Below are 17,290 nucleotides of genomic sequence, written 5' to 3'. Positions count from 1 at the left end.
GGGCGGGGGCGGCCTGGGCGGGGGCGGCCTGGGCCGCCGGCTGAGACGTGGTGGTCCCCGCGGCCCCCGCGGCCGCGGTACCCGCCGGAGCCGAGGCGGCAGCCGCCCCCGGCTTGTAGTCGGCGAAGAAGTCCCACCAGGCTCGGTCTACCGAATTCGGGTCCTGGAGGTACTGCTGATAGATCTCGTCGACGAGCCACTCGTTGGCACCGAACGACGCGGCAGGGTTCTTCCCCGCTTGGTCGGTGTCGGTCGAGATGCTCGAGTTACTGGGGGACTGTGGCGACACGGCGGCAACCGCCCTCTTCCGCTTCACAAGATGATGGACAGCGGGAATCAAGGCTACGCCCCCAGGACGGGGTAGGTCAGGTCGGGCCCGTTCAACGTCGTGCAAGTCACATCTTGAAGTGTGTTTCGGGGCTTGAAATGGCGGGAAACAAACGTGGTTCCGCTTAAAGAGGGAAGGGCGGGGCAAGGCCTCGTGCGCCGACGGCGCGGGCCTGTGCCTGATCACACGTGTCCGTCAGTACGGACACCCGTGGATCTTGTGGCTCCGCTTCGAACTTTACGTCAACTTGGCACAGATGGAAGTCCCGGAAGAGTGACAAGAATCCGGCAACCCCGCTCGGATTCGGCCACTCCGATCCGCCCGCCGTGCAGATCCACCGCCCAGCGCGCGATGGCCAGCCCGAGACCCGTGCCGCCGTCGCTCCCCGGCCCCTGCGGCCGCTTGACGTTGCCGCGGTTGAACCGCTCGAAGACGCGGTGCCACTCGGACTTCGGAATGCCGGGGCCCTCGTCCAGGACCTCCAGCTGCAGCGACTCCGGCAGCGCTCCGCGCCGTGCCTTGACCGTCACACGGCCGTGCGGCGGGCTGTGCTTGACCGCGTTGTCGATGAGGTTGGCCACGACCTGGTGGATGCGCTCCGGGTCGGCGTGCGCGGTCAATTCCGGCGGGTGGACGTCGAGATGCAGATGGACGTCCGTACGGGTGTGACTGCCCGAGCCGGTGGCGATGCCCGCGCGCACGGAGGCGACCATGTTGGCCTCCTTCAGCACGCCGGACAGATACGGCCACACCTCGAACCGCCGCTGTTTCAGCGGTACGACGCCGTTGTCCAGCCGGGACAGGTCCAGCAGCGTCTCCACCAGCCGGCCGAGCCGCTCGGTCTGCTTCAGCGCCGTGCGCATCGTCTCCGGGTCGGCCTGCGTGACGCCGTCGACGATGTTCTCCAGCACCGCGCGCAGTCCCGCGATGGGCGTGCGCAGCTCGTGCGAGACATTGGCCACGAGTTCCTTGCGCTGGCTGTCCTGCGCCTCCAGCTCGTCGGCCATGGCGTTGATCGTCACGGCCAGGTCGCCGAGCTCGTCACGGCGGTTCTCCCGCGTGCGGCGGGTGTAGTCGCCCTGCGAGATGGAACGGGCCACCGCCGTCATCTCGTCCAGCGGCGCGGTGAGTGAATGGGCCACGAACTGCGTAATGAGCAGTGTGGCGATCATCGAGAAGACCGTGATGAAGCGCAGCTCCGTCTTCGTGTGCACCGCGATCACCGACAGGCCCGTGGTGATCAGCACCGAGATGACGACCAGCGCGCCCAGCTTGGTCTTGATCGAGAACGGGCTCACCCCGCCCCAGGGTTCCGGCTCCCGGGGGTTTCTCCGTGCGGCCGGCCCGCCGCTCATGGCGTCGGGGTCTCCAGGGCGTAGCCCACGCCGTGCACCGTGCGGATCCGCTCGGCGCCGATCTTCCGGCGCAGGGCCTTGATGTGGCTGTCTACGGTCCGGGTGCCGGAGGCGTCCGCCCAGTCCCAGACCTCGGCGAGCAGCTGCTCGCGGGAGAGCACCGCGCGCGGGGTGTTCGCCAGGCACACCAGCAGGTCGAACTCGGTCGGCGTGAGGTGAACATCCTCACTCCGGACCCGGACCCGGCGCTGCGCGTGGTCGATCTCCAGCTCGCCGAGGCGCAGGATGCCGCTGCGCGGTGTCGCGGCGGCCAGCGCGGCCCGCTCCACGCGGCGCAGCAGCACGTGCACGCGCGCCGCCAACTCCCGCATCGAGAACGGCTTCGTCATGTAGTCGTCGGCACCGACGCCGAGCCCCACGAGCATGTCGGTCTCGTCGTCGCGCGCGGTGAGCATCAGCACCGGCACCGGCCGGGCGGCCTGCACGCGCCGGCAGACTTCCAGACCGTCGAAGCCGGGCAGCATGATGTCGAGGATCAGCAGGTCGGGCTGCCAGGCCTCGGCCGTGTCGACAGCGGCCGGACCGTCACCCGCTGTTTGCACGAGGAATCCCTCGGCTCGCAGGCGGGTCGCGATGGCGTCCACGATCGTGGCGTCGTCCTCGACGACGAGAACCCGGCGCTGTGCGCCCGGTGTAGCCGTCGCCGAACCGTTGTGGGAGGTGTGTGTCTGCTCCATCGCCCGCCCCTGGGGTGTGCTTTCCGGAATCAGTGGGGTGATTCCTCGGTCTGCGCATGGTTGCGATTGACGCTTGAATGATCGGCGTCAGAGGAGCAGCGTACGGGGAGTCAGCACACCTTTGCTATCCAGGGCTGATGCCGAGGTGCACGACGTCCGGAACGCCCCGGGCAACCGGGATCTCTTCGGTACGCACCTGCTGGAACCCGACATTCCGCAGGGTTTCTTCGAATTCCGGAGAGGGCTGGGCGGACCAGACGGCGAGTACCCCGCCGGGCCTCAACACCCGTACGCAGCTTGCCAGTCCGGCCTCTCCGTACAGGATTTCGTTGCCCTCCGTGACGGTCCAGCCGGGTCCGTTGTCGATGTCGAGGCACAGGGCGTCGTACGTGGCGGATGTCTCATTGACGTAGGCGACGAGATCGGCTTCGACGATGTGCGTGCGCGGGTCGGCGAGGGCCTCGGCGGAGAACGCGGAGAGCGGGCCGTCGAGGTGCCATTCGACGATCGCCCGCTCGCGTTCCACGACCGTGATCCCTCCCCAGCGCGGATCGGCCGCCGCGTGGGCGAGGGAGAAGCCGACGCCGAGTCCGCCGATCAGCACCTCCGGGCGGTCCCGGCCGGTCAGGGCGTCCAGGGCCGCGTCGACCAGCCGCCGCTCCGAGCGGCCGTCGGAGGTGTCCATCAGGAAACAGCCGTTCGCGATGATCTCCAGCCGGTCGCCGTGTCGTCGCAGCACGACCTCGCCGTGCGGACCCTCGCGACGGTCCAGCACGAGGGGGATGTCGTTCGAGGTGGGCATCCGAGCATCCTGGCAGGTGAGGGGTGTCCGGCGCCAAGTATTACGGAGCGGCCGCCAGGGGACGCCGTGCGCCGCTGTCAGGTTGCTGTGAACCGGGTCTCGCGTGACGCCCGTCACAGACAGGAGCCGAAGGTGCGCGAAGGGTGGGACATGACGGAAGGAGCGCCCGCCGTGGACCGCACCGCGCCGGCCGACCAGACGGCCACGCCGACGCCTTCGGGCGCGCCCGTTCCCGACGCGTCGGCGCTGCTGGACGGGGTGCCGCGGCAGCGGGCCGGCGGCCGGGTGCCGTGCGGGACCGCGGGTCCGGATGTACGGGAGCCCGCTGCGGTGGAGGAGCCTCGGCTTCGGGCACCGCGCGTCTGGCGGCTGCTCCCCACCCCCACGGGTACGCCGTTCACGTTCGGGTACGGGATCGTCCTCTGTCTGACCTCGCTGTTCTCCGCGTACGCGGACCCCGCCCTGATGCACGCACTGCTCCAGGGCTCCAGTACGGATGTGGCGCACCTGGTGCGGACGCCGGAGCTGGTGCTGGTCGGCAGTGCGCTGTGGCTGGCGGGCGGAGTGGCCTCCCCGTTCGCGATCGGGTTCGTGCTCGTGCTGACCGCGCTGGAACGGCGGATCGGCGGCCTGCGCACGGCCGGGGTCTTCCTGTTCGGGCACGTCCTCGCGACCCTGGCGACCGAGGTCCCGGTCGGGCTCGCGGTGCTGGCCGGGCAGCTCCCCCAGAGTTCGCTGCACCGCCTCGACTACGGCGTCAGCTTCGGCGTCGCCGCCGGCACCGGCGCCCTGGCCGGGCTGCTGCCGCTCTGGCTGCGGGTGCCGCTGCTGGCCGGCTTCGGCGGGATGCTGCTCCAGGACCTGCTCGCCCTCACCGACCCGTTGACGAACTGGGGGCATCTGATCGCCCTGGCCATCGGTGTCGCGACCTGGCCGGTGCTCCGGCGGTGGCGTGTCGGGCGCACCGCCTCGCCCGGACCGGCCCGGGATTAAGGAGAGGCCGTTCAGGTCCGCGGGTCGTGTCTCGCACTGGTGAGCAGGGCCGCCACCTCCCAGCCCAGCGCCTCGTACAGCCCTCGCCCCGCGGGAGTGCCGGCGAGCACACCGGTGTGTGCCCCCTGCTGTACGGCGGCGCTCTGCAATGTCCGCATGACGAGGCTGCCGAGTCCCTTGCGGCGATGCTCGGGGGCCGTCTCGATCTGGTCGGCGACGGCGGTGGCGCCCGTCGGCGCGATCTGCCCGCGCGCCGCCAGGGAACCGTCCGGCGCGGCCACCATCACGCGCGTCACCCCACAGCGCGACCAGCTGCGCAGCCGGTAGCCGTCGGGCACGTCCGGAGCGTGCCCCGCGGTCAACGGGACCGTCATCAGGTAGCCGGGCTCGGGGTCGATCCACCAGGTGTCGTCCAGCCAGCCGGCGACCACCGACGGGTCCCGGAACGCCTTCAGCCACACCCCGGCACCGGTCACCGCGCCGGCCACCTTGCGGACGGCCGTCTCGTCGAGGTCGTCGCCGGTCGCGCCGAACACATGCCGTGTGACGTGGCCGTTCGCCCCCACGTCGATCGTGCAGCCCCACGGCTCCTGCACGGGCGGAGCGGCCCCGCGCGACACGATCCACCCGTCCACCCACGCCTGCACGGTCCTGTCCACGCCACCCCTAGGTAATAGGCGATCGCCATTGTGGCCTGTTACGCCGCCGACTCTACGGGCCCGGTCGCTCCTGGCGGCACGGTCGATCGCTCACAGCGAACGGCGGGTGGGGAACATCCGGCGGCCCCCGTGCATTGAGTCGGCATAGCTCAACTTGACTGCCGAAGGGGAGATCATGGCTTCGACGTCCACACCGCTCACCCTGCCCGTGCTGCCGCTCGACGACGAGGTCGTCCTGCCCGGGATGGTGGTCCCGCTGGACCTGAGCGACTCCGAGGTCCGTGCCGCGGTGGAGGCCGCCCAGGCCGCTGCTCGGACAACACCCGGAAAGCCCCGGGTACTCCTGGTGCCACGCATCGACGGCACATACGCCGGCACCGGTGTCCTCGGCACCGTCGAGCAGGTGGGCCGGCTGGCCGACGGCGACCCGGGCGCGCTGATCCGCGGCCGGGGCCGGGTGAGGATCGGTGCGGGGACCACGGGTCCCGGCGCGGCCCTCTGGGTCGAGGGCACCCGCGTCGACGAGTCCGTCCCGGAGCCGCTGCCCGGGCAGGTCGCCGAACTGGTCAAGGAGTACAAGGCCCTCGCCACCGCCTGGCTGCGCAAGCGCGGCGCCTGGCAGGTCGTCGACCGGGTCCAGGCCATCGACGACGTCTCGGCGCTCGCCGACAACTCCGGCTACTCGCCGTTCCTGACCACCGACCAGAAGGTCGAGCTGCTGGAGACCGCCGACCCGGTGGCCCGCCTCAAGCTCGCCACCCAGCAGCTGCGCGACCACCTCGCCGAGCAGGACGTGGCCGAGTCCATCGCCAAGGACGTCCAGGAAGGCGTCGACAAGCAGCAGCGCGAGTTCCTGCTGCGGCGCCAGCTGGAAGCGGTCCGCAAGGAGCTGCGCGAGCTGAACGGCGAGCAGGAGGGCGAGGAGTCCGACGACTACCGCTCCCGGGTGGAGGCCGCCGACCTGCCCGAGAAGGTCCGGGAGGCCGCGCTCAAGGAGGTCGACAAGCTGGAGCGGTCCTCCGACCAGTCGCCCGAGGGCTCCTGGATCCGCACCTGGCTCGACACGGTCCTGGAGATGCCGTGGAACGAGCGCACCGAGGACGCGTACGACATCCAGGGCGCCCAGGCCGTCCTCGACGCCGAGCACTCCGGCCTTCAGGACGTGAAGGAGCGCATCACCGAATACCTGGCGGTGCGCAAGCGGCGTACCGAACGGGGGCTGGGCGTGGTCGGCGGGCGGCGCGGCGGTGCCGTGCTCGCGCTCGTGGGGCCGCCCGGCGTCGGCAAGACCAGCCTGGGCGAGTCCGTCGCCCACGCCATGGGGCGCAAGTTCGTGCGCGTCGCCCTCGGCGGCGTCCGTGACGAGGCCGAGATCCGCGGCCACCGGCGTACGTACGTCGGTGCCCTGCCCGGCCGGGTCGTCCGCGCCATCAAGGAGGCCGGGTCGATGAACCCGGTCGTGCTCCTCGACGAGATCGACAAGGTGGGCTCGGACTTCCGGGGCGACCCGGCCGCGGCCCTGCTCGAAGTGCTCGACCCGGCGCAGAACCACACCTTCCGGGACCACTACCTGGAGGTCGAGCTGGACCTGTCGGACGTGGTCTTCCTCGCGACCGCCAACGTCCTGGAGGCGATCCCGGAGGCGCTGGCCGACCGGATGGAGATCGTCCGGCTGGACGGCTACACCGAGGACGAGAAGGTCGTCATCGCCCGCGACCACCTGCTGCCGCGCCAGCTGGAGCGGGCCGGGCTCGAGAAGGAGGAGGTGGCCATCGACGAGGGCGCGCTGCGCAAGCTCGCCGGTGAGTACACGCGCGAGGCGGGCGTGCGCAACCTGGAGCGGTCGATCGCACGGCTGCTGCGCAAGGTCGCGGCCCTGCACGAACTGGGCGAGCGGGAGCTGCCGTTCACCGTCCGGGACGAGGATCTGCGCTCGCTGATCGGACGGCCGCACCACGTGCCCGAGTCCGCCCAGGACCCGGCCGAGCGCCGGACGTCCGTGCCGGGCGTGGCGACGGGCCTCGCGGTGACGGGCGCCGGGGGTGACGTGCTGTACGTCGAGGCGTCGCTGGCCGACCCGGAGACGGGCGCGGCCGGGCTGACCCTGACCGGTCAGCTGGGGGACGTGATGAAGGAGTCCGCGCAGATCGCGCTGAGCTTCCTGCGCTCCCGCGGTGCCGAGCTGGAACTGCCGGTGGGTGATCTGAAGGACCGGGGCGTGCACATCCACTTCCCGGCGGGCGCGGTCCCCAAGGACGGCCCCAGCGCCGGCGTCACCATGACCACGGCCCTCGCCTCGCTCCTGTCCGGCCGTCTGGTCCGCACGGACGTGGCGATGACCGGCGAGGTCTCGCTGACCGGCCGGGTCCTGCCGATCGGCGGCGTGAAGCAGAAGCTGCTGGCCGCCCACCGCGCCGGGGTCACCACCGTGATCATCCCCAAGCGCAACGAGCCCGATCTGGACGACGTCCCGGCGGAGGTGCTGGACAAGCTCGACGTCCACGCCGTCACCGACGTCCGCCAGGTCCTCGAGCTGGCGCTGGCGCCCGCCACCGCGGACGCGGCGCCGGAGGTTCCGGTGGCCGCGTGACGGAGGTCATCGGATGAGGGAAGGCCCGGGTCCCGTGAGGGAGGCCCGGGCCTTCACCCTGTGGTGGCCCTGTGGACGCGCCCCCCGTGACCTGCGGAATACTTGCCGAACTGCGGCGATGGCCGCACGTGGCGGAACATTGCAGGTACCGGGCGACAACCGAGGCAGGGCTCACGTGCACGAGGACGGCAACGACGACGGACACCGGGACGCCTCCCTGGCGGGAACCGGTGTGGATCAGACTGCCTTTCTGGCGCTGGAGCGGGAGCTGACCGTGCTGCTGCGGCGGGCCCGGGCCAACCAGGGCGAGATGGCCCGGGAGGTCCACCCCGACCTGGAGCCGTCCGCGTACGGCCTGCTCGTCCGGCTGGACGAGTACGGCAAGCAGCGGGCCACCGAGCTCGCCGCCTACATCGGCGTCGGCAAGGCCACGATGTCCCGCCAGCTGCGCGCCCTGGAGGACCTGGGCCTGATCGACCGCGAGCCCGACCCCGCCGACGGACGCGCCTGGCTGGTCGCCCTCACCCAGGAGGGGCAGGACCGGGTCCGCCGGGTGCGCGAGGCCCGCCGCGCCCGCTACGCCGGCCGCCTGGCCGACTGGGACACCCGCGAGGTGACGGAACTGGCCCGGCTGCTGCACCAGCTCAACCGCGGCATGGAGAAGTAGGACGCGGTCCCGCCTGTTCAGAGCTCGGCGTACACGACCGTCGCGTCGTCGTGCGTCTTGCTGCGGCCCAGGAACGATCTGGCCGAATCCGCCCGCTCCAGTGTTCGCACCCGGTCCACCAGCGCCTGCGGTCCCTCCTTGCGCAGGAGGCGGAAGCAGTCCGTCCAGTCGCCCTCCGCGAACCGCTCCACCCAGCGGGCGGCGCCGTCCGTCAGGGCGGCCAGGGCGCGGACCTCGCGCCGGGGCAGAGTGCCGGTCACCGCTCGCCGGGCCACCGAGGGATCGGCCGCCGCCGTGAAGAAGCCGCCCTCCTTGTTGCGGAGCGTGGAGTCCACCAGCGCGTCCGTGGCCAGGGCGGAGCGGGGGAGAAGGGCCAGCCGGTCGTCGAGGAAGGGCGTGACCACACCGTCCGGGGACTCCACGAGGAGAGCCGAGTCCGACAGGACCAGGTACTCCACCGCCCGGGGGGACCAGCGGGCCATGACCACCGTGGCCTGAGGAGTGCGGGGGTGAGAAAGGTCACAGGTTGAGGCGTGTGCCTCGGCGGTACGCGCGATGGCGCGGGACAAGGCGTCGACCAGGGGAACATCCAGGAGTGAAACGGACAGTTCGGTCAGGGCTCCGCCGAGGCGCGCGGTGAACCAGGGGACGGAATGCAGACAGCCCGTCCCGCCCTTCGGGGGTGTGACCCCGTCCAGGACGACGACCGAACCGCCCTGTCCGGAGGCCGGTAGTCCGACACTGGCGAAGTCCTCGTTGGGGCGATCCGCGTCTCCCGGCTCCGAGGCGAGTTCCGTACGCATCCAGCCAGTCTGCACGAGCCCTTCACAAGGTCCGCAAAACGCTGCCAATGGTTGCCGGATCGGTGCAGTCAAGCAGGTCAGACGCCCCGTTTGGGCTGGAATGCTTTGTTCCGGGAAGGCGTGGTGGCGAATACTGCCACCGCCCGCGCACGGCGTCCAACCGGCCCGCCGCGCAAGGCCGCTGCAAGGGCCAGCGGAACTTGCCCGCCAACTCCCCTCCGGGGTTCACTCCTTCGGGTGGCGGGTCAGGTGATGCACGTGCGCTGCCCACCGGCGCTGGGAGGGTCGGGAAGTGTACCTGGAGTACGCACCAGTTGACGGAGCGTCATCCGGGCCCATGAGTTCACGAGTCAGGAATGCGAGCACCGGTGCAGAAGTCGCGGCCTCGTCGTACAGGCAAGCAGACGACCCCCGTTCAGGGCGCTGAGCCGACGCCCCCCACCGGCAAGGGCCGCCCCACGCATGTGCGCAACAGGCTCATCGTCGCCGTCGCCGTGGTCGCCGCGGCCATCGCCGGTGCGGGCACCCCGTCCGTCCTCGCCGCCTCCGGGCAACTCCACGACTCGCAGGAGCTCGTGACGCTCGCCGGGCAGACGCAGGACGCCCTCGCCCTCGCGCACTCCCTCGCCGACGAACGCGACGACGTCACCTCCTACATCGCGGCCGGCCGCCCCAAGTCCAAGGCGCCCTCCGAGCAGCGCAGCGCCCGCGTGGACCGGCAGGTCGAGGAGCTGCGGGGCGACACCGACACGCCCGCCTCGCTGCGCTCCGACCTCGACGAGATCGCGGCCGTGCGCCGGGCGGCGCTCACCGGCAAGAGCAGCGCCCTCGAAGCGCACCAGGCGTACTCCGCCGCCATCACCGAACTCCACCGGCTCGCCGAGCAGCTGGCGCAGCAGACGCCGCCGCGCGCGGGCTCCGGCGGCCAGGCCCTGGCCGAACTGGACTCCGCCGTCCAGCAGGCCGCCGCGGCCCGGGGGCTGCTGCTCGCCGCCCTCAGCGTGCCGCGCGGCACCGAGACGGCCATCGACCCGGTCACCGGCCTGCCGACCGAGACCTCCTCGGACGCCGACACCCGGCAGCGCGACGCCCTGAGCGCCGCCGCCCAGCAGGCCCGGCTGCGCTCCGACGCGGCCCTGGCCGATTTCCGCGACACCGCGCCCAAGGCGTCCCGCACCTCCTTCGACAACACGGTCACCGGCACCGAGGTCAACTCCGCCGAGAAGTACCTCGCCACGCTCACCGACCAGCCGACCCTCTCCAGTGGCGAACGCTCCACCAACGCCCGGAAGGTGGACGCGGCCCTCTCCGCCCGCGTCGACCTGATGCGCGGCGTGGAGTCCGCCCTCTACGACCGCCGCACCAAGGACCTGGAGGTGCTGCGCGACGACGACGTCACCGCGCTGGAGATCCGCATCGCCGTCCTCGGCGCCCTGATGCTGCTCGCCGTCGGCGTCGCCACGGGCATGGCCCGCAGCCTCACACGCCCCCTCGCGGTCCTGCGCCTGGGCTCGAAGCGGCTGGCCGAGGCGGAGGTGCCGACGGCCGAGGAACCCGTCAAGTACACCGGCCGCAACGACGAGTTCGCCCAGGTCGTCCGCTCCGTCAACGCCCTGCACGCGCACGCCGTCACCCTCACCGAGCGGATCTCCACGCTGGAGTCCGACCGCAAGCACCTCGTCGGCCAGCGCCAGAAGATGGCCGACGCGCGCGAGGAACTGCGCGGCGAACTCGCCGAGTCCGCCGCCCAGCTGGAGCGGCTGCGCACGGCCATCGGCGGTACGTTCGTCAACCTCGCGCTGCGCACCCTCGGCCTGGTCGAGCGGCAACTGGCCGTCATCGAGAACCTGGAGGAGCGCGAACAGGACCCGGACCGCCTCGCCACGCTGTTCAAGCTCGACCACTTCGCCACGGTCATGCGCCGGCACAGCGAGAACCTCCTCGTCCTCGCCGGCACCGAGCACGTCCAGCACGCCGCCGGGCCCGTGCCGCTCGTGGACGTCGTCCGCGCGGCGGTCAGCGAGATCGAGCGGTACGAGCGGGTCCGGATCGCCGCGCTGCCGCCGCACGCGCACATCGCCGGGTTCGCCGCGGACGACCTGTCCCACCTGCTGGCCGAACTCCTGGAGAACGCCACCTCGTTCTCGCCGCCCGACCTGCCCGTCGAGATCTCCGGCTGGCTGCTGGAGAACGGCGAGGTCATGCTCTCCGTCCAGGACGAGGGCATCGGCATGGCCGAGGACCGGCTGGAGCGCCTGAACGCCCGGCTCGCCGACTTCGACCCGGAGGCGCCGTACGACCAGGAGGGCGAGGACGGTCTCGGCCTCGGCCTGTACGTCGTGGCCCGCCTCGCCCACCGGCACGGTGTGCGCGTGCAGCTGCGCGAGCAGAAGCAGGGCGGTGTCGCGGCGGTCGTCGTCCTGCCCCGCACCCTGCTGGCGGCGGCCCCGGCGGTGGCCGTCCCGGCGTCCGGCCCGCTCTCCGGCACCGGCCACACGGTCGCGTTCCCCGGCGCCGACGCCGAGGCCAACTCCAACGTCCTGCACGGCCGCGCGAGCGGCGGGGACCCGCTGGTGGCCCTGGCGGAGAAGGCGGTGCAGCGCGAGGAGGCGGCGGCGGAGTCGGCCGTACCCGCGGAAACCCCCGCCGAGACCACGATGGTGCTGGCCCCGATCCCTCAGGACGAGCCGGCCCCGGACCACGCACCCGCGGCCGCCGACGACGAAACCCGCACGGGGGGTGCGGGTGGGAACGGCATCGCCGAGGCCGAATCCGAGGCGGAACACGAACGCGCGCCTGACGACCAAGAGGACCGCGTCACCGACAAGGGCCTCCCCAAGCGCACGCCGAAGATCACCACTCCGGCCACCGCACCGCGCCAGCGCGGCGGCTCCGTCGACGCCGAAGCCCTCCGCCGCCGCCTCGGCGGCTTCCGGCAGGGCGCCCAGGCCGGCTACCGCGAGGTGGAGGCCGAGATCGCCGAGAAGACGGCCTCGCACAAGCGGCCGGACACCGGCGCGTCAGAACCAGCTGAATCCGAAGAAGCCACGGGGGGCACAGTCGAGGAGGCAAGCAGTTGACCGCTCCCAGTACCTTCGGACTGATCGGACTGAGCAGTGAGGCCCGCAACCTGCACTGGCTGCTGACCAACCTGGTCGAGGAGGTACCCGGCATCGTCTCGGTCGCGGTCGTCTCGTCCGACGGACTGCTCCTGCTGTCCTCCGACGACCACCGCAACCAGCAGGCCCGTCAGGCCCTCCAGGGCCGCGGGACCAAGAAGACCGGCCCGCGCGGCTCCGCCGCCGACCTGGCCACCATCGTCTCCGGCATCGGCAGCCTCACCGTCGGCGCCGCCAAGCTGATGGACTTCGGCGGGGTCCGGCACACGATGGTCGCGATGGACGAGGGCAGCCTGTTCGTGATGTCCATCAGCGACGGCTCGCTGCTCGGCGTCCACGGCTCCGCGGACTGCGACATGAGCGTGGTCGCGTACCACATGGCCCTGTTCGTGGGCCGCGCCGGTCACGTCCTGACGCCCGAACTCCGCAGCGAACTGCGGAAATCCCTGGAGGATTCCCAGACGACGGGGAGTGCCCGATGAGCAGTACGCCGAAACAGCACCTCCCGGTCCGCGGCGGTGACCGCAAACCCGCCCGGGTCCGCCCCTACTCGCTCACCGGCGGCCGTACCCGCTTCGGTCACGTCCTGCTGGTGGAGACGTTCGTGGCGAGCACGGCCGCGCTGGACGCCCCGGAGGAGCGCAAGGAACTGACGAACGGCCACCTCTCCACCCGCGTGATGCCGGAGCTGCGGGCCATCGTCGAACTGTGCCGCCGGATGCGTACGGTGGCCGAGATCGCCGCGCTGCTGAAGATGCCGCTCGGCGTGGTCCGCGTGCTCCTCAGCGACCTCGCGGACCAGGGAAAGATCCGTGTGTACGGGACGGGAACCGGCCATGGCACGGGCCGCCCGGACCGAGCTCTGCTGGAAAGGGTGCTGAGTGGACTCCGTCGTCTCTGACGCCGCTCACGGCGTCGCTGGTACATCCCCGTTCGCCCAGCCCGGCGAGAGCATGCACGCCTGGGAGACGGACCGCACCCGCGCCCCCATCGCGACGAAGATCGTGGTGGCGGGAGGCTTCGGCGTGGGCAAGACCACACTGGTCACCGCCGTCTCGGAGATCACGCCCCTGCAGACCGAGGCGCTGATGACCGAGGCGAGCGAGGCCACCGACGACCTCACCGCCACGCCGGGCAAGACCACCACCACCGTCGCCATGGACTTCGGGCGCATCACGCTCGACGACGACCTGGTGCTCTACCTGTTCGGCACGCCGGGCCAGCAGCGGTTCTGGTTCATGTGGGACGACATCGTGCGCGGCGCGATCGGTGCCGTCGTCCTGGCCGACACGCGCCGTCTGAAGGACTGCTTCCCGGTCCTGGACTACTTCGAGAGCTCCGGACTGCCCTACGTGGTCGCGGTCAACCACTTCGACGGCAGCGAGCTGTTCGAGCCGGAGGATGTGCGGGAGGCCTTGACCATCCCGCAACACATACCTGTCATGATCATGGACGCGCGTCGCCGGATCTCCGTGATCGAGACCCTCCTGGCCCTGGTGGGCCACGCGCTCGACGAAACCCCCGAGTAGAGGACAGCCCCGCATGCGGAAGATACTCGTCGTCGGAGCCGGTCAGTCCGGGCTCCAGATCGCTCTCGGCCTCCAGTCGCAGGGGTACGAGGTCACCCTGATGTCCAACCGGACGGCGGACGAGATCCGTACCGGCCGGGTCATGTCGACGCAGTGCATGTTCCACACGGCCCTGCAGCACGAACGCGATCTCCAGCTGAACTTCTGGGAGTCCCAGGCCCCGAAGATCGAAGGACTCGGTGTCTCGGTCGCCGCCCCCGGCTCCTGGGCCGAGGGTCCCGCGGCCCGTGCGATCGACTGGCTGGGCAGGCTCGACGGGTACGCCCAGTCGATCGACCAGCGGGTGAAGATGGCCGGCTGGATGGAGACGTTCGCCCAGCGCGGCGGGCAGCTCGTCATCCACGGCGCGGCCGTCGGCGACCTCGACTACTTCGCCCGCACGTACGACCTGGTGCTCGTCGCGGCCGGCAAGGGCGAGCTGGTGCAGATGTTCGCCCGGGACCCGGAGCGTTCCCCCTACAGCGAGCCGCAGCGCGCGCTGGCCGTGTCGTACGTCCACGGCCTGGGCCCGCGCCCCGAGCACCCCGACACCGAAGGGGTCCGCTGCAACCTCGTGCCGGGCGTCGGCGAACTGTTCGTCATGCCCTGCCTGACCACCTCCGGCCGCGCCGACATCCTGTTCTGGGAGGGCATACCCGGCGGCCCGCTCGACGTCTTCAACGGCGTCAAGGATCCGGCGGAGCACCTCTCCCTGACCCTGGAACTCATGGAGCGGTACGTCCCCTGGGAGTACGCGCGGGCCACCAAGGTCGAACTGACCGACGCCGGCGGCACACTGGCCGGCCGCTACGCCCCCACCGTCCGCAACCCCGTCGGCCGCCTCCCCGGCGGCGGGCTCGTGCTGGGTGTGGCGGACGTCGTCGTGGCGAACGACCCGATCACCGGCCAGGGCTCCAACTCCGCGTCGAAGTGCGCGGCCGCCTACCTCTCCTCGATCGTCGAGCGCGGCGACAAGCCGTTCGACGAGGAGTGGATGCGGGCCACCTTCGACCGCTACTGGGCCACCGCGCAGCACGTCACCAAGTGGACCAACGCGATGCTCGCGCCGCCGCCGGAGCACATCCTGAACCTGATCGGCGCCGCCGGTGAGCTCCAGCCCGTCGCCGACCGGTTCGCCAACGGCTTCAACGACCCGGCCGACTTCGAGAACTTCTTCTACGACCCGGAGAAGACGCAGGCCTACCTGGTCGAGGTGTCCGGCGCGGGCGCCGCGTAGTCCGTCTTGTCGGCGGTGTCGGCGGTGTCGGCGGTGCCGGTGCCGGGGGTGTCGGCGCTGTTCGCGTGGTCCGGATAGCCCTCGTATCCCTCGTCCGACCCGGCCGTCGCCCCCTCGGGGAGCTCCGGCGGCTCGTAGCGCCGCAGGGGCTTCCCGTCCGGGTCCGGGCGTACGGCGCCCAGGACCGGGTTCGCCGCGATCGGTGACACCTTCACCTTCGCGCCCGGCCGGGGCGCCTGTACGACCATGCCATCGCCGAGGTACAGCGCCACGTGCGTGGCCTCCGGGAAGTACACGACCAGATCCCCCGGGCGCAGCTCCGGGAGCGGGATCCGCTTCAGCCGCTTCCACTGCTCCTGGCTGGTCCGGGGGATGGGCGTACCGGCCGCCGCCCAGGCCTGCGAGGTCAGGCCCGAGCAGTCGTACGACGTGGGGCCCTCCGCGCCCCACTCGTAGGGTTTGCCGAGCTGCCGCACGGCGTGGCGCAGGGCGCGGTCGCCGTCGGCAGACGGTTTGCGGATGCCGCTGCCGTTGCCGGTGTTCTTTTCAATGTTCTTGCCGGTGTTCTTGCCGTCGTCGCCGTTGGTGACGCTGCTGAGCGCGCCGGACGCGATGAACTTCTGCTGCGCCTTGGCGACGCCCTTCCTCTCGAACTCGGCCAGGGCGGTGAGCTGGTCGCGGCTGAGGGAGGCGAGCAGTTCCTCGACGTCGTGGAGCCGCTCGCGGACCTCGTCCCGTTCCTTCTTCCGCCGCTCGGTGAGGGCGAGCTGATCGTCGAGGGCCTTGCGGGCCTTGCGGGCCAGGTCCCGGGCCTTGCGCTCGTCACCGGTCAGCCGGCCGACGGTGCCGGCCCGTTCCCGGGCCAGCCGGCCGATCACACGGCCCTGGTCGATCGCATGCTGCGGATCGCGGGCCAGGAGCAGGCGTACGTACGGGGAGATGTCGGTGCTGCTCTGGTACTGCTGCCGGGCCAGCCGGCCGGCCGCGCCCCGGCTGTCGTGCAGGGAGAGCCGGGTGCGGGCGAGGGCCCGGTCCAGGCGGTCGGTCTCGGCGCGCTGCTTCTTCAGTTTCTCCTCGGTGGCGTTGTAGGCCTCGGTGGCCTGTTCCGCCTTCCGGTACAGCTGCTGAAGGTTCGTCAGGAGGCCGGAGACGGCGGCGGCGGACTGTGGTTGGTCTTGCCCGAGGTCGGATTCCGGTTCCGGGGCCGCCGTGGCAGGGGCGGGAGCGAGGACGGTCGTCGCTGCCACCGCGGCCGTGCAGACCAGGCGCAGAAGGCTTCCTGACATGCCATCACCTCCGTTGCGGGGCGGCCTGTTCGCCGCCGGACACCGTGAGGATCAGGCGTGTGCGCGCGTCGCGCGCGGTGGGTGTGCGCGGTTCGGCGCAACGGGGTCACCCGTCGGCGTCGTCCCGCTTGCCGGGCGGCGTGGCGTCTGGCTTCGACCAGGGCCAGTTGAGCCGGCGGGCCGGTGCGCCCTCGGGGGCGTACGCGTACTTCCAGCGGTGGGTCAGTCCGACTCCGCCCCGGCTCCGGGGCACGCGGCGATAGACCAGGACGGTGGGCGGGCCGCCGTCCGGGGCCGGGACGGGGATGCGGTACGTCTTGGGCGGGTGGCCGGTGATGCCGAGCAGCACGGGCAGGACCCGGCCGTCCATGGGGCCGCCCTCGAAGGGGGTGTCTTCGCTCTTCACGGGATCAGTGTCAGACATCCTCGGCGATGGCCAGGACCAGGGCGTCGGTCTGCGGGTCGCGGCGGGCGGTCACCGTCAGCATGGCGACGAACTGCTCGACGAGCCAGTCCCGCAGTTCCTCGGCGGGGGGCTGCTTGTCCTCGTCGAGCCAGATGAGCGACGACGCCTCGACGGCGGTGATCCACATCCGGACGGTCATCCGCAGGCGCGGGCCGGGGTCGGTGACCTCCAGGTGCCGGAAGATGTGCTCGGCGGCGGCGCGGCGTACGCCGTCGACGATGGCCGTCGTACGTGAGGTCTCGACGACGCTGCCGCCCTGGAGGAGGGCGCTGAAGCCGGCGTCGTGCTCGTCGACGAAGGCCAGGTAGCGGTCCAGGGCGCGGGACAGGCGGGGGAGCGGGGGGCCCTCGCGGGGTTCGTCGAAGCAGTGCTGGAGCTCGTCGGCGGCGGAGCGCAGGGCGGCCTCGTACAGCTGCTGCTTGCCGCCCGGGAAGTACCGGTAGACCAGGGGCCGTGACACCCCGGCCGCCTCCGCCACGTCGTCCAGGGAGACGTCCTCGGGGGCGCGGTGCGCGAAGAGGCCCAGCGCGGCGGTGAGGAGCTGGCTGCGGCGTTCCTCGACGCTGAGGCGCCGGTAGGCGGGGGTGGGGGCGGCTGGTGTCATGACCGGCAGCGTAAACCTCCGGTGGTTGGGCCGGGTGCCTGCGGCGGCCTGTGGCTGCTTCGGTGGGGGTGCGCGT

General features: G+C 71.6%; 17 protein-coding genes. 8 read left to right on the top strand and 9 right to left on the bottom strand.

Annotated elements, in window-relative coordinates:
* The 4 genes from CCL05_RS39050 to CCL05_RS39035 form a co-directional block, all read right to left on the bottom strand.
* Positions 1 to 289 (bottom strand): 2-oxoglutarate dehydrogenase E1 subunit family protein (locus CCL05_RS39050; protein ID WP_143590019.1); only part of this gene is annotated, 289 nt, incomplete at its 3' end.
* Positions 290 to 570: 281 nt separating this feature from the next.
* Positions 571 to 1,683 carry a HAMP domain-containing sensor histidine kinase gene (locus CCL05_RS39045; protein WP_086565359.1) on the bottom strand — a complete coding sequence of 371 codons (1,113 nt, stop codon included), beginning with the start codon at positions 1,681 to 1,683 and terminating at the stop codon, positions 571 to 573.
* The gene (locus CCL05_RS39040; RefSeq protein ID WP_010040369.1) at positions 1,680 to 2,420 is read right to left on the bottom strand and encodes a response regulator transcription factor; all 741 of its coding nucleotides are present in this window, start codon (positions 2,418 to 2,420) and stop codon (positions 1,680 to 1,682) included. The genes CCL05_RS39045 and CCL05_RS39040 overlap by 4 nt, the downstream gene beginning before the upstream one ends.
* 124 nt (positions 2,421 to 2,544) lie before the next feature.
* Complete coding sequence (locus CCL05_RS39035; RefSeq protein WP_086565358.1) at positions 2,545 to 3,222, bottom strand: spermidine synthase family protein; 678 nt, start codon at positions 3,220 to 3,222, stop codon at positions 2,545 to 2,547.
* A 171-nt stretch (positions 3,223 to 3,393) separates the two neighbouring features.
* Here CCL05_RS39035 and CCL05_RS39030 point away from each other — a divergent pair, with 171 nt between their 5' ends.
* Positions 3,394 to 4,215, top strand: a complete 822-nt coding sequence (locus CCL05_RS39030; protein WP_086565357.1) for a rhomboid-like protein — start codon at positions 3,394 to 3,396, stop codon at positions 4,213 to 4,215.
* An 11-nt stretch (positions 4,216 to 4,226) separates the two neighbouring features.
* Here the strand turns inward: CCL05_RS39030 and CCL05_RS39025 are convergent, their stop codons facing one another.
* Positions 4,227 to 4,874 carry a GNAT family N-acetyltransferase gene (locus CCL05_RS39025; protein ID WP_086565356.1) on the bottom strand — a complete coding sequence of 216 codons (648 nt, stop codon included), beginning with the start codon at positions 4,872 to 4,874 and terminating at the stop codon, positions 4,227 to 4,229.
* Positions 4,875 to 5,049: 175 nt separating this feature from the next.
* Here CCL05_RS39025 and lon point away from each other — a divergent pair, with 175 nt between their 5' ends.
* The gene (gene lon / locus CCL05_RS39020; RefSeq protein WP_086565355.1) at positions 5,050 to 7,464 is read left to right on the top strand and encodes an endopeptidase La; all 2,415 of its coding nucleotides are present in this window, start codon (positions 5,050 to 5,052) and stop codon (positions 7,462 to 7,464) included.
* Positions 7,465 to 7,639: 175 nt separating this feature from the next.
* Positions 7,640 to 8,131, top strand: a complete 492-nt coding sequence (locus CCL05_RS39015; RefSeq protein ID WP_086565354.1) for a MarR family winged helix-turn-helix transcriptional regulator — start codon at positions 7,640 to 7,642, stop codon at positions 8,129 to 8,131.
* A gap of 17 nt (positions 8,132 to 8,148) precedes the next feature.
* On the opposite strand, the gene CCL05_RS39010 is transcribed toward CCL05_RS39015, so the two are convergent.
* Positions 8,149 to 8,934, bottom strand: a complete 786-nt coding sequence (locus CCL05_RS39010) for a protein phosphatase 2C domain-containing protein (RefSeq protein ID WP_086565353.1) — start codon at positions 8,932 to 8,934, stop codon at positions 8,149 to 8,151.
* A gap of 356 nt (positions 8,935 to 9,290) precedes the next feature.
* Between CCL05_RS39010 and CCL05_RS39005 the strand changes: the two genes are divergently transcribed.
* From CCL05_RS39005 to CCL05_RS38985, 5 genes are read left to right on the top strand one after another with little or no spacing between them, the layout of a single operon-like run.
* Positions 9,291 to 12,014, top strand: a complete 2,724-nt coding sequence (locus CCL05_RS39005; RefSeq protein ID WP_244204548.1) for a sensor histidine kinase — start codon at positions 9,291 to 9,293, stop codon at positions 12,012 to 12,014.
* Entirely contained in the window at positions 12,011 to 12,535 is a 525-nt protein-coding gene (locus CCL05_RS39000; protein ID WP_086565351.1) for a roadblock/LC7 domain-containing protein, read from the top strand. Before CCL05_RS39005 ends, CCL05_RS39000 begins: the two co-directional genes overlap by 4 nt.
* Positions 12,532 to 12,954, top strand: coding sequence for a DUF742 domain-containing protein (locus tag CCL05_RS38995; RefSeq protein WP_086565350.1), 423 nt, complete (start codon positions 12,532 to 12,534; stop codon positions 12,952 to 12,954). Before CCL05_RS39000 ends, CCL05_RS38995 begins: the two co-directional genes overlap by 4 nt.
* Positions 12,935 to 13,582 carry a GTP-binding protein gene (locus CCL05_RS38990; RefSeq protein ID WP_086565349.1) on the top strand — a complete coding sequence of 216 codons (648 nt, stop codon included), beginning with the start codon at positions 12,935 to 12,937 and terminating at the stop codon, positions 13,580 to 13,582. Before CCL05_RS38995 ends, CCL05_RS38990 begins: the two co-directional genes overlap by 20 nt.
* 13 nt (positions 13,583 to 13,595) lie before the next feature.
* Positions 13,596 to 14,858: a styrene monooxygenase/indole monooxygenase family protein gene (locus CCL05_RS38985; RefSeq protein WP_086565348.1), complete on the top strand. Its 1,263-nt coding sequence runs from the start codon at positions 13,596 to 13,598 to the stop codon at positions 14,856 to 14,858.
* On the opposite strand, the gene CCL05_RS38980 is transcribed toward CCL05_RS38985, so the two are convergent.
* From CCL05_RS38980 to CCL05_RS38970, 3 genes are all read right to left on the bottom strand, one after another.
* The gene (locus tag CCL05_RS38980) at positions 14,822 to 16,144 is read right to left on the bottom strand and encodes a C40 family peptidase (protein WP_244204547.1); all 1,323 of its coding nucleotides are present in this window, start codon (positions 16,142 to 16,144) and stop codon (positions 14,822 to 14,824) included. The two genes, CCL05_RS38985 and CCL05_RS38980, sit on opposite strands and share 37 nt — an antisense overlap.
* A gap of 106 nt (positions 16,145 to 16,250) precedes the next feature.
* Positions 16,251 to 16,550, bottom strand: a complete 300-nt coding sequence (locus CCL05_RS38975) for a hypothetical protein (protein WP_086565347.1) — start codon at positions 16,548 to 16,550, stop codon at positions 16,251 to 16,253.
* A 10-nt stretch (positions 16,551 to 16,560) separates the two neighbouring features.
* A complete protein-coding gene (locus CCL05_RS38970; RefSeq protein ID WP_086565346.1) occupies positions 16,561 to 17,214 on the bottom strand; it encodes a TetR/AcrR family transcriptional regulator in 654 nt (217 codons plus the stop codon).
* Between the last annotated feature and the right edge of the window lie 76 nt (positions 17,215 to 17,290).

The organism is Streptomyces africanus (assembly GCF_002150735.1).
Taxonomy (GTDB): Bacteria; Actinomycetota; Actinomycetes; order Streptomycetales; family Streptomycetaceae; genus Streptomyces; species Streptomyces africanus.
This window is presented reverse-complemented; position numbering and strand designations above follow the sequence as displayed.

Bases quoted from the DNA above. Each gene is read 5' to 3' on its own strand.
- CCL05_RS39040 (WP_010040369.1), bottom strand. From the start codon at position 2,420: ATGGAGCAGACACACACCTCCCACAACGGTTCGGCGACGGCTACACCG.
- CCL05_RS39035 (WP_086565358.1), bottom strand. From the start codon at position 3,222: ATGCCCACCTCGAACGACATCCCCCTCGTGCTGGACCGTCGCGAGGGT.
- CCL05_RS39010 (WP_086565353.1), bottom strand. From the start codon at position 8,934: ATGCGTACGGAACTCGCCTCGGAGCCGGGAGACGCGGATCGCCCCAAC.
- CCL05_RS38980 (WP_244204547.1), bottom strand. From the start codon at position 16,144: ATGTCAGGAAGCCTTCTGCGCCTGGTCTGCACGGCCGCGGTGGCAGCG.
- lon (WP_086565355.1), top strand. From the start codon at position 5,050: ATGGCTTCGACGTCCACACCGCTCACCCTGCCCGTGCTGCCGCTCGAC.
- CCL05_RS38995 (WP_086565350.1), top strand. From the start codon at position 12,532: ATGAGCAGTACGCCGAAACAGCACCTCCCGGTCCGCGGCGGTGACCGC.
- CCL05_RS39005 (WP_244204548.1), top strand. From the start codon at position 9,291: ATGCGAGCACCGGTGCAGAAGTCGCGGCCTCGTCGTACAGGCAAGCAG.
- CCL05_RS38970 (WP_086565346.1), bottom strand. From the start codon at position 17,214: ATGACACCAGCCGCCCCCACCCCCGCCTACCGGCGCCTCAGCGTCGAG.
- CCL05_RS39045 (WP_086565359.1), bottom strand. From the start codon at position 1,683: ATGAGCGGCGGGCCGGCCGCACGGAGAAACCCCCGGGAGCCGGAACCC.
- CCL05_RS38985 (WP_086565348.1), top strand. From the start codon at position 13,596: ATGCGGAAGATACTCGTCGTCGGAGCCGGTCAGTCCGGGCTCCAGATC.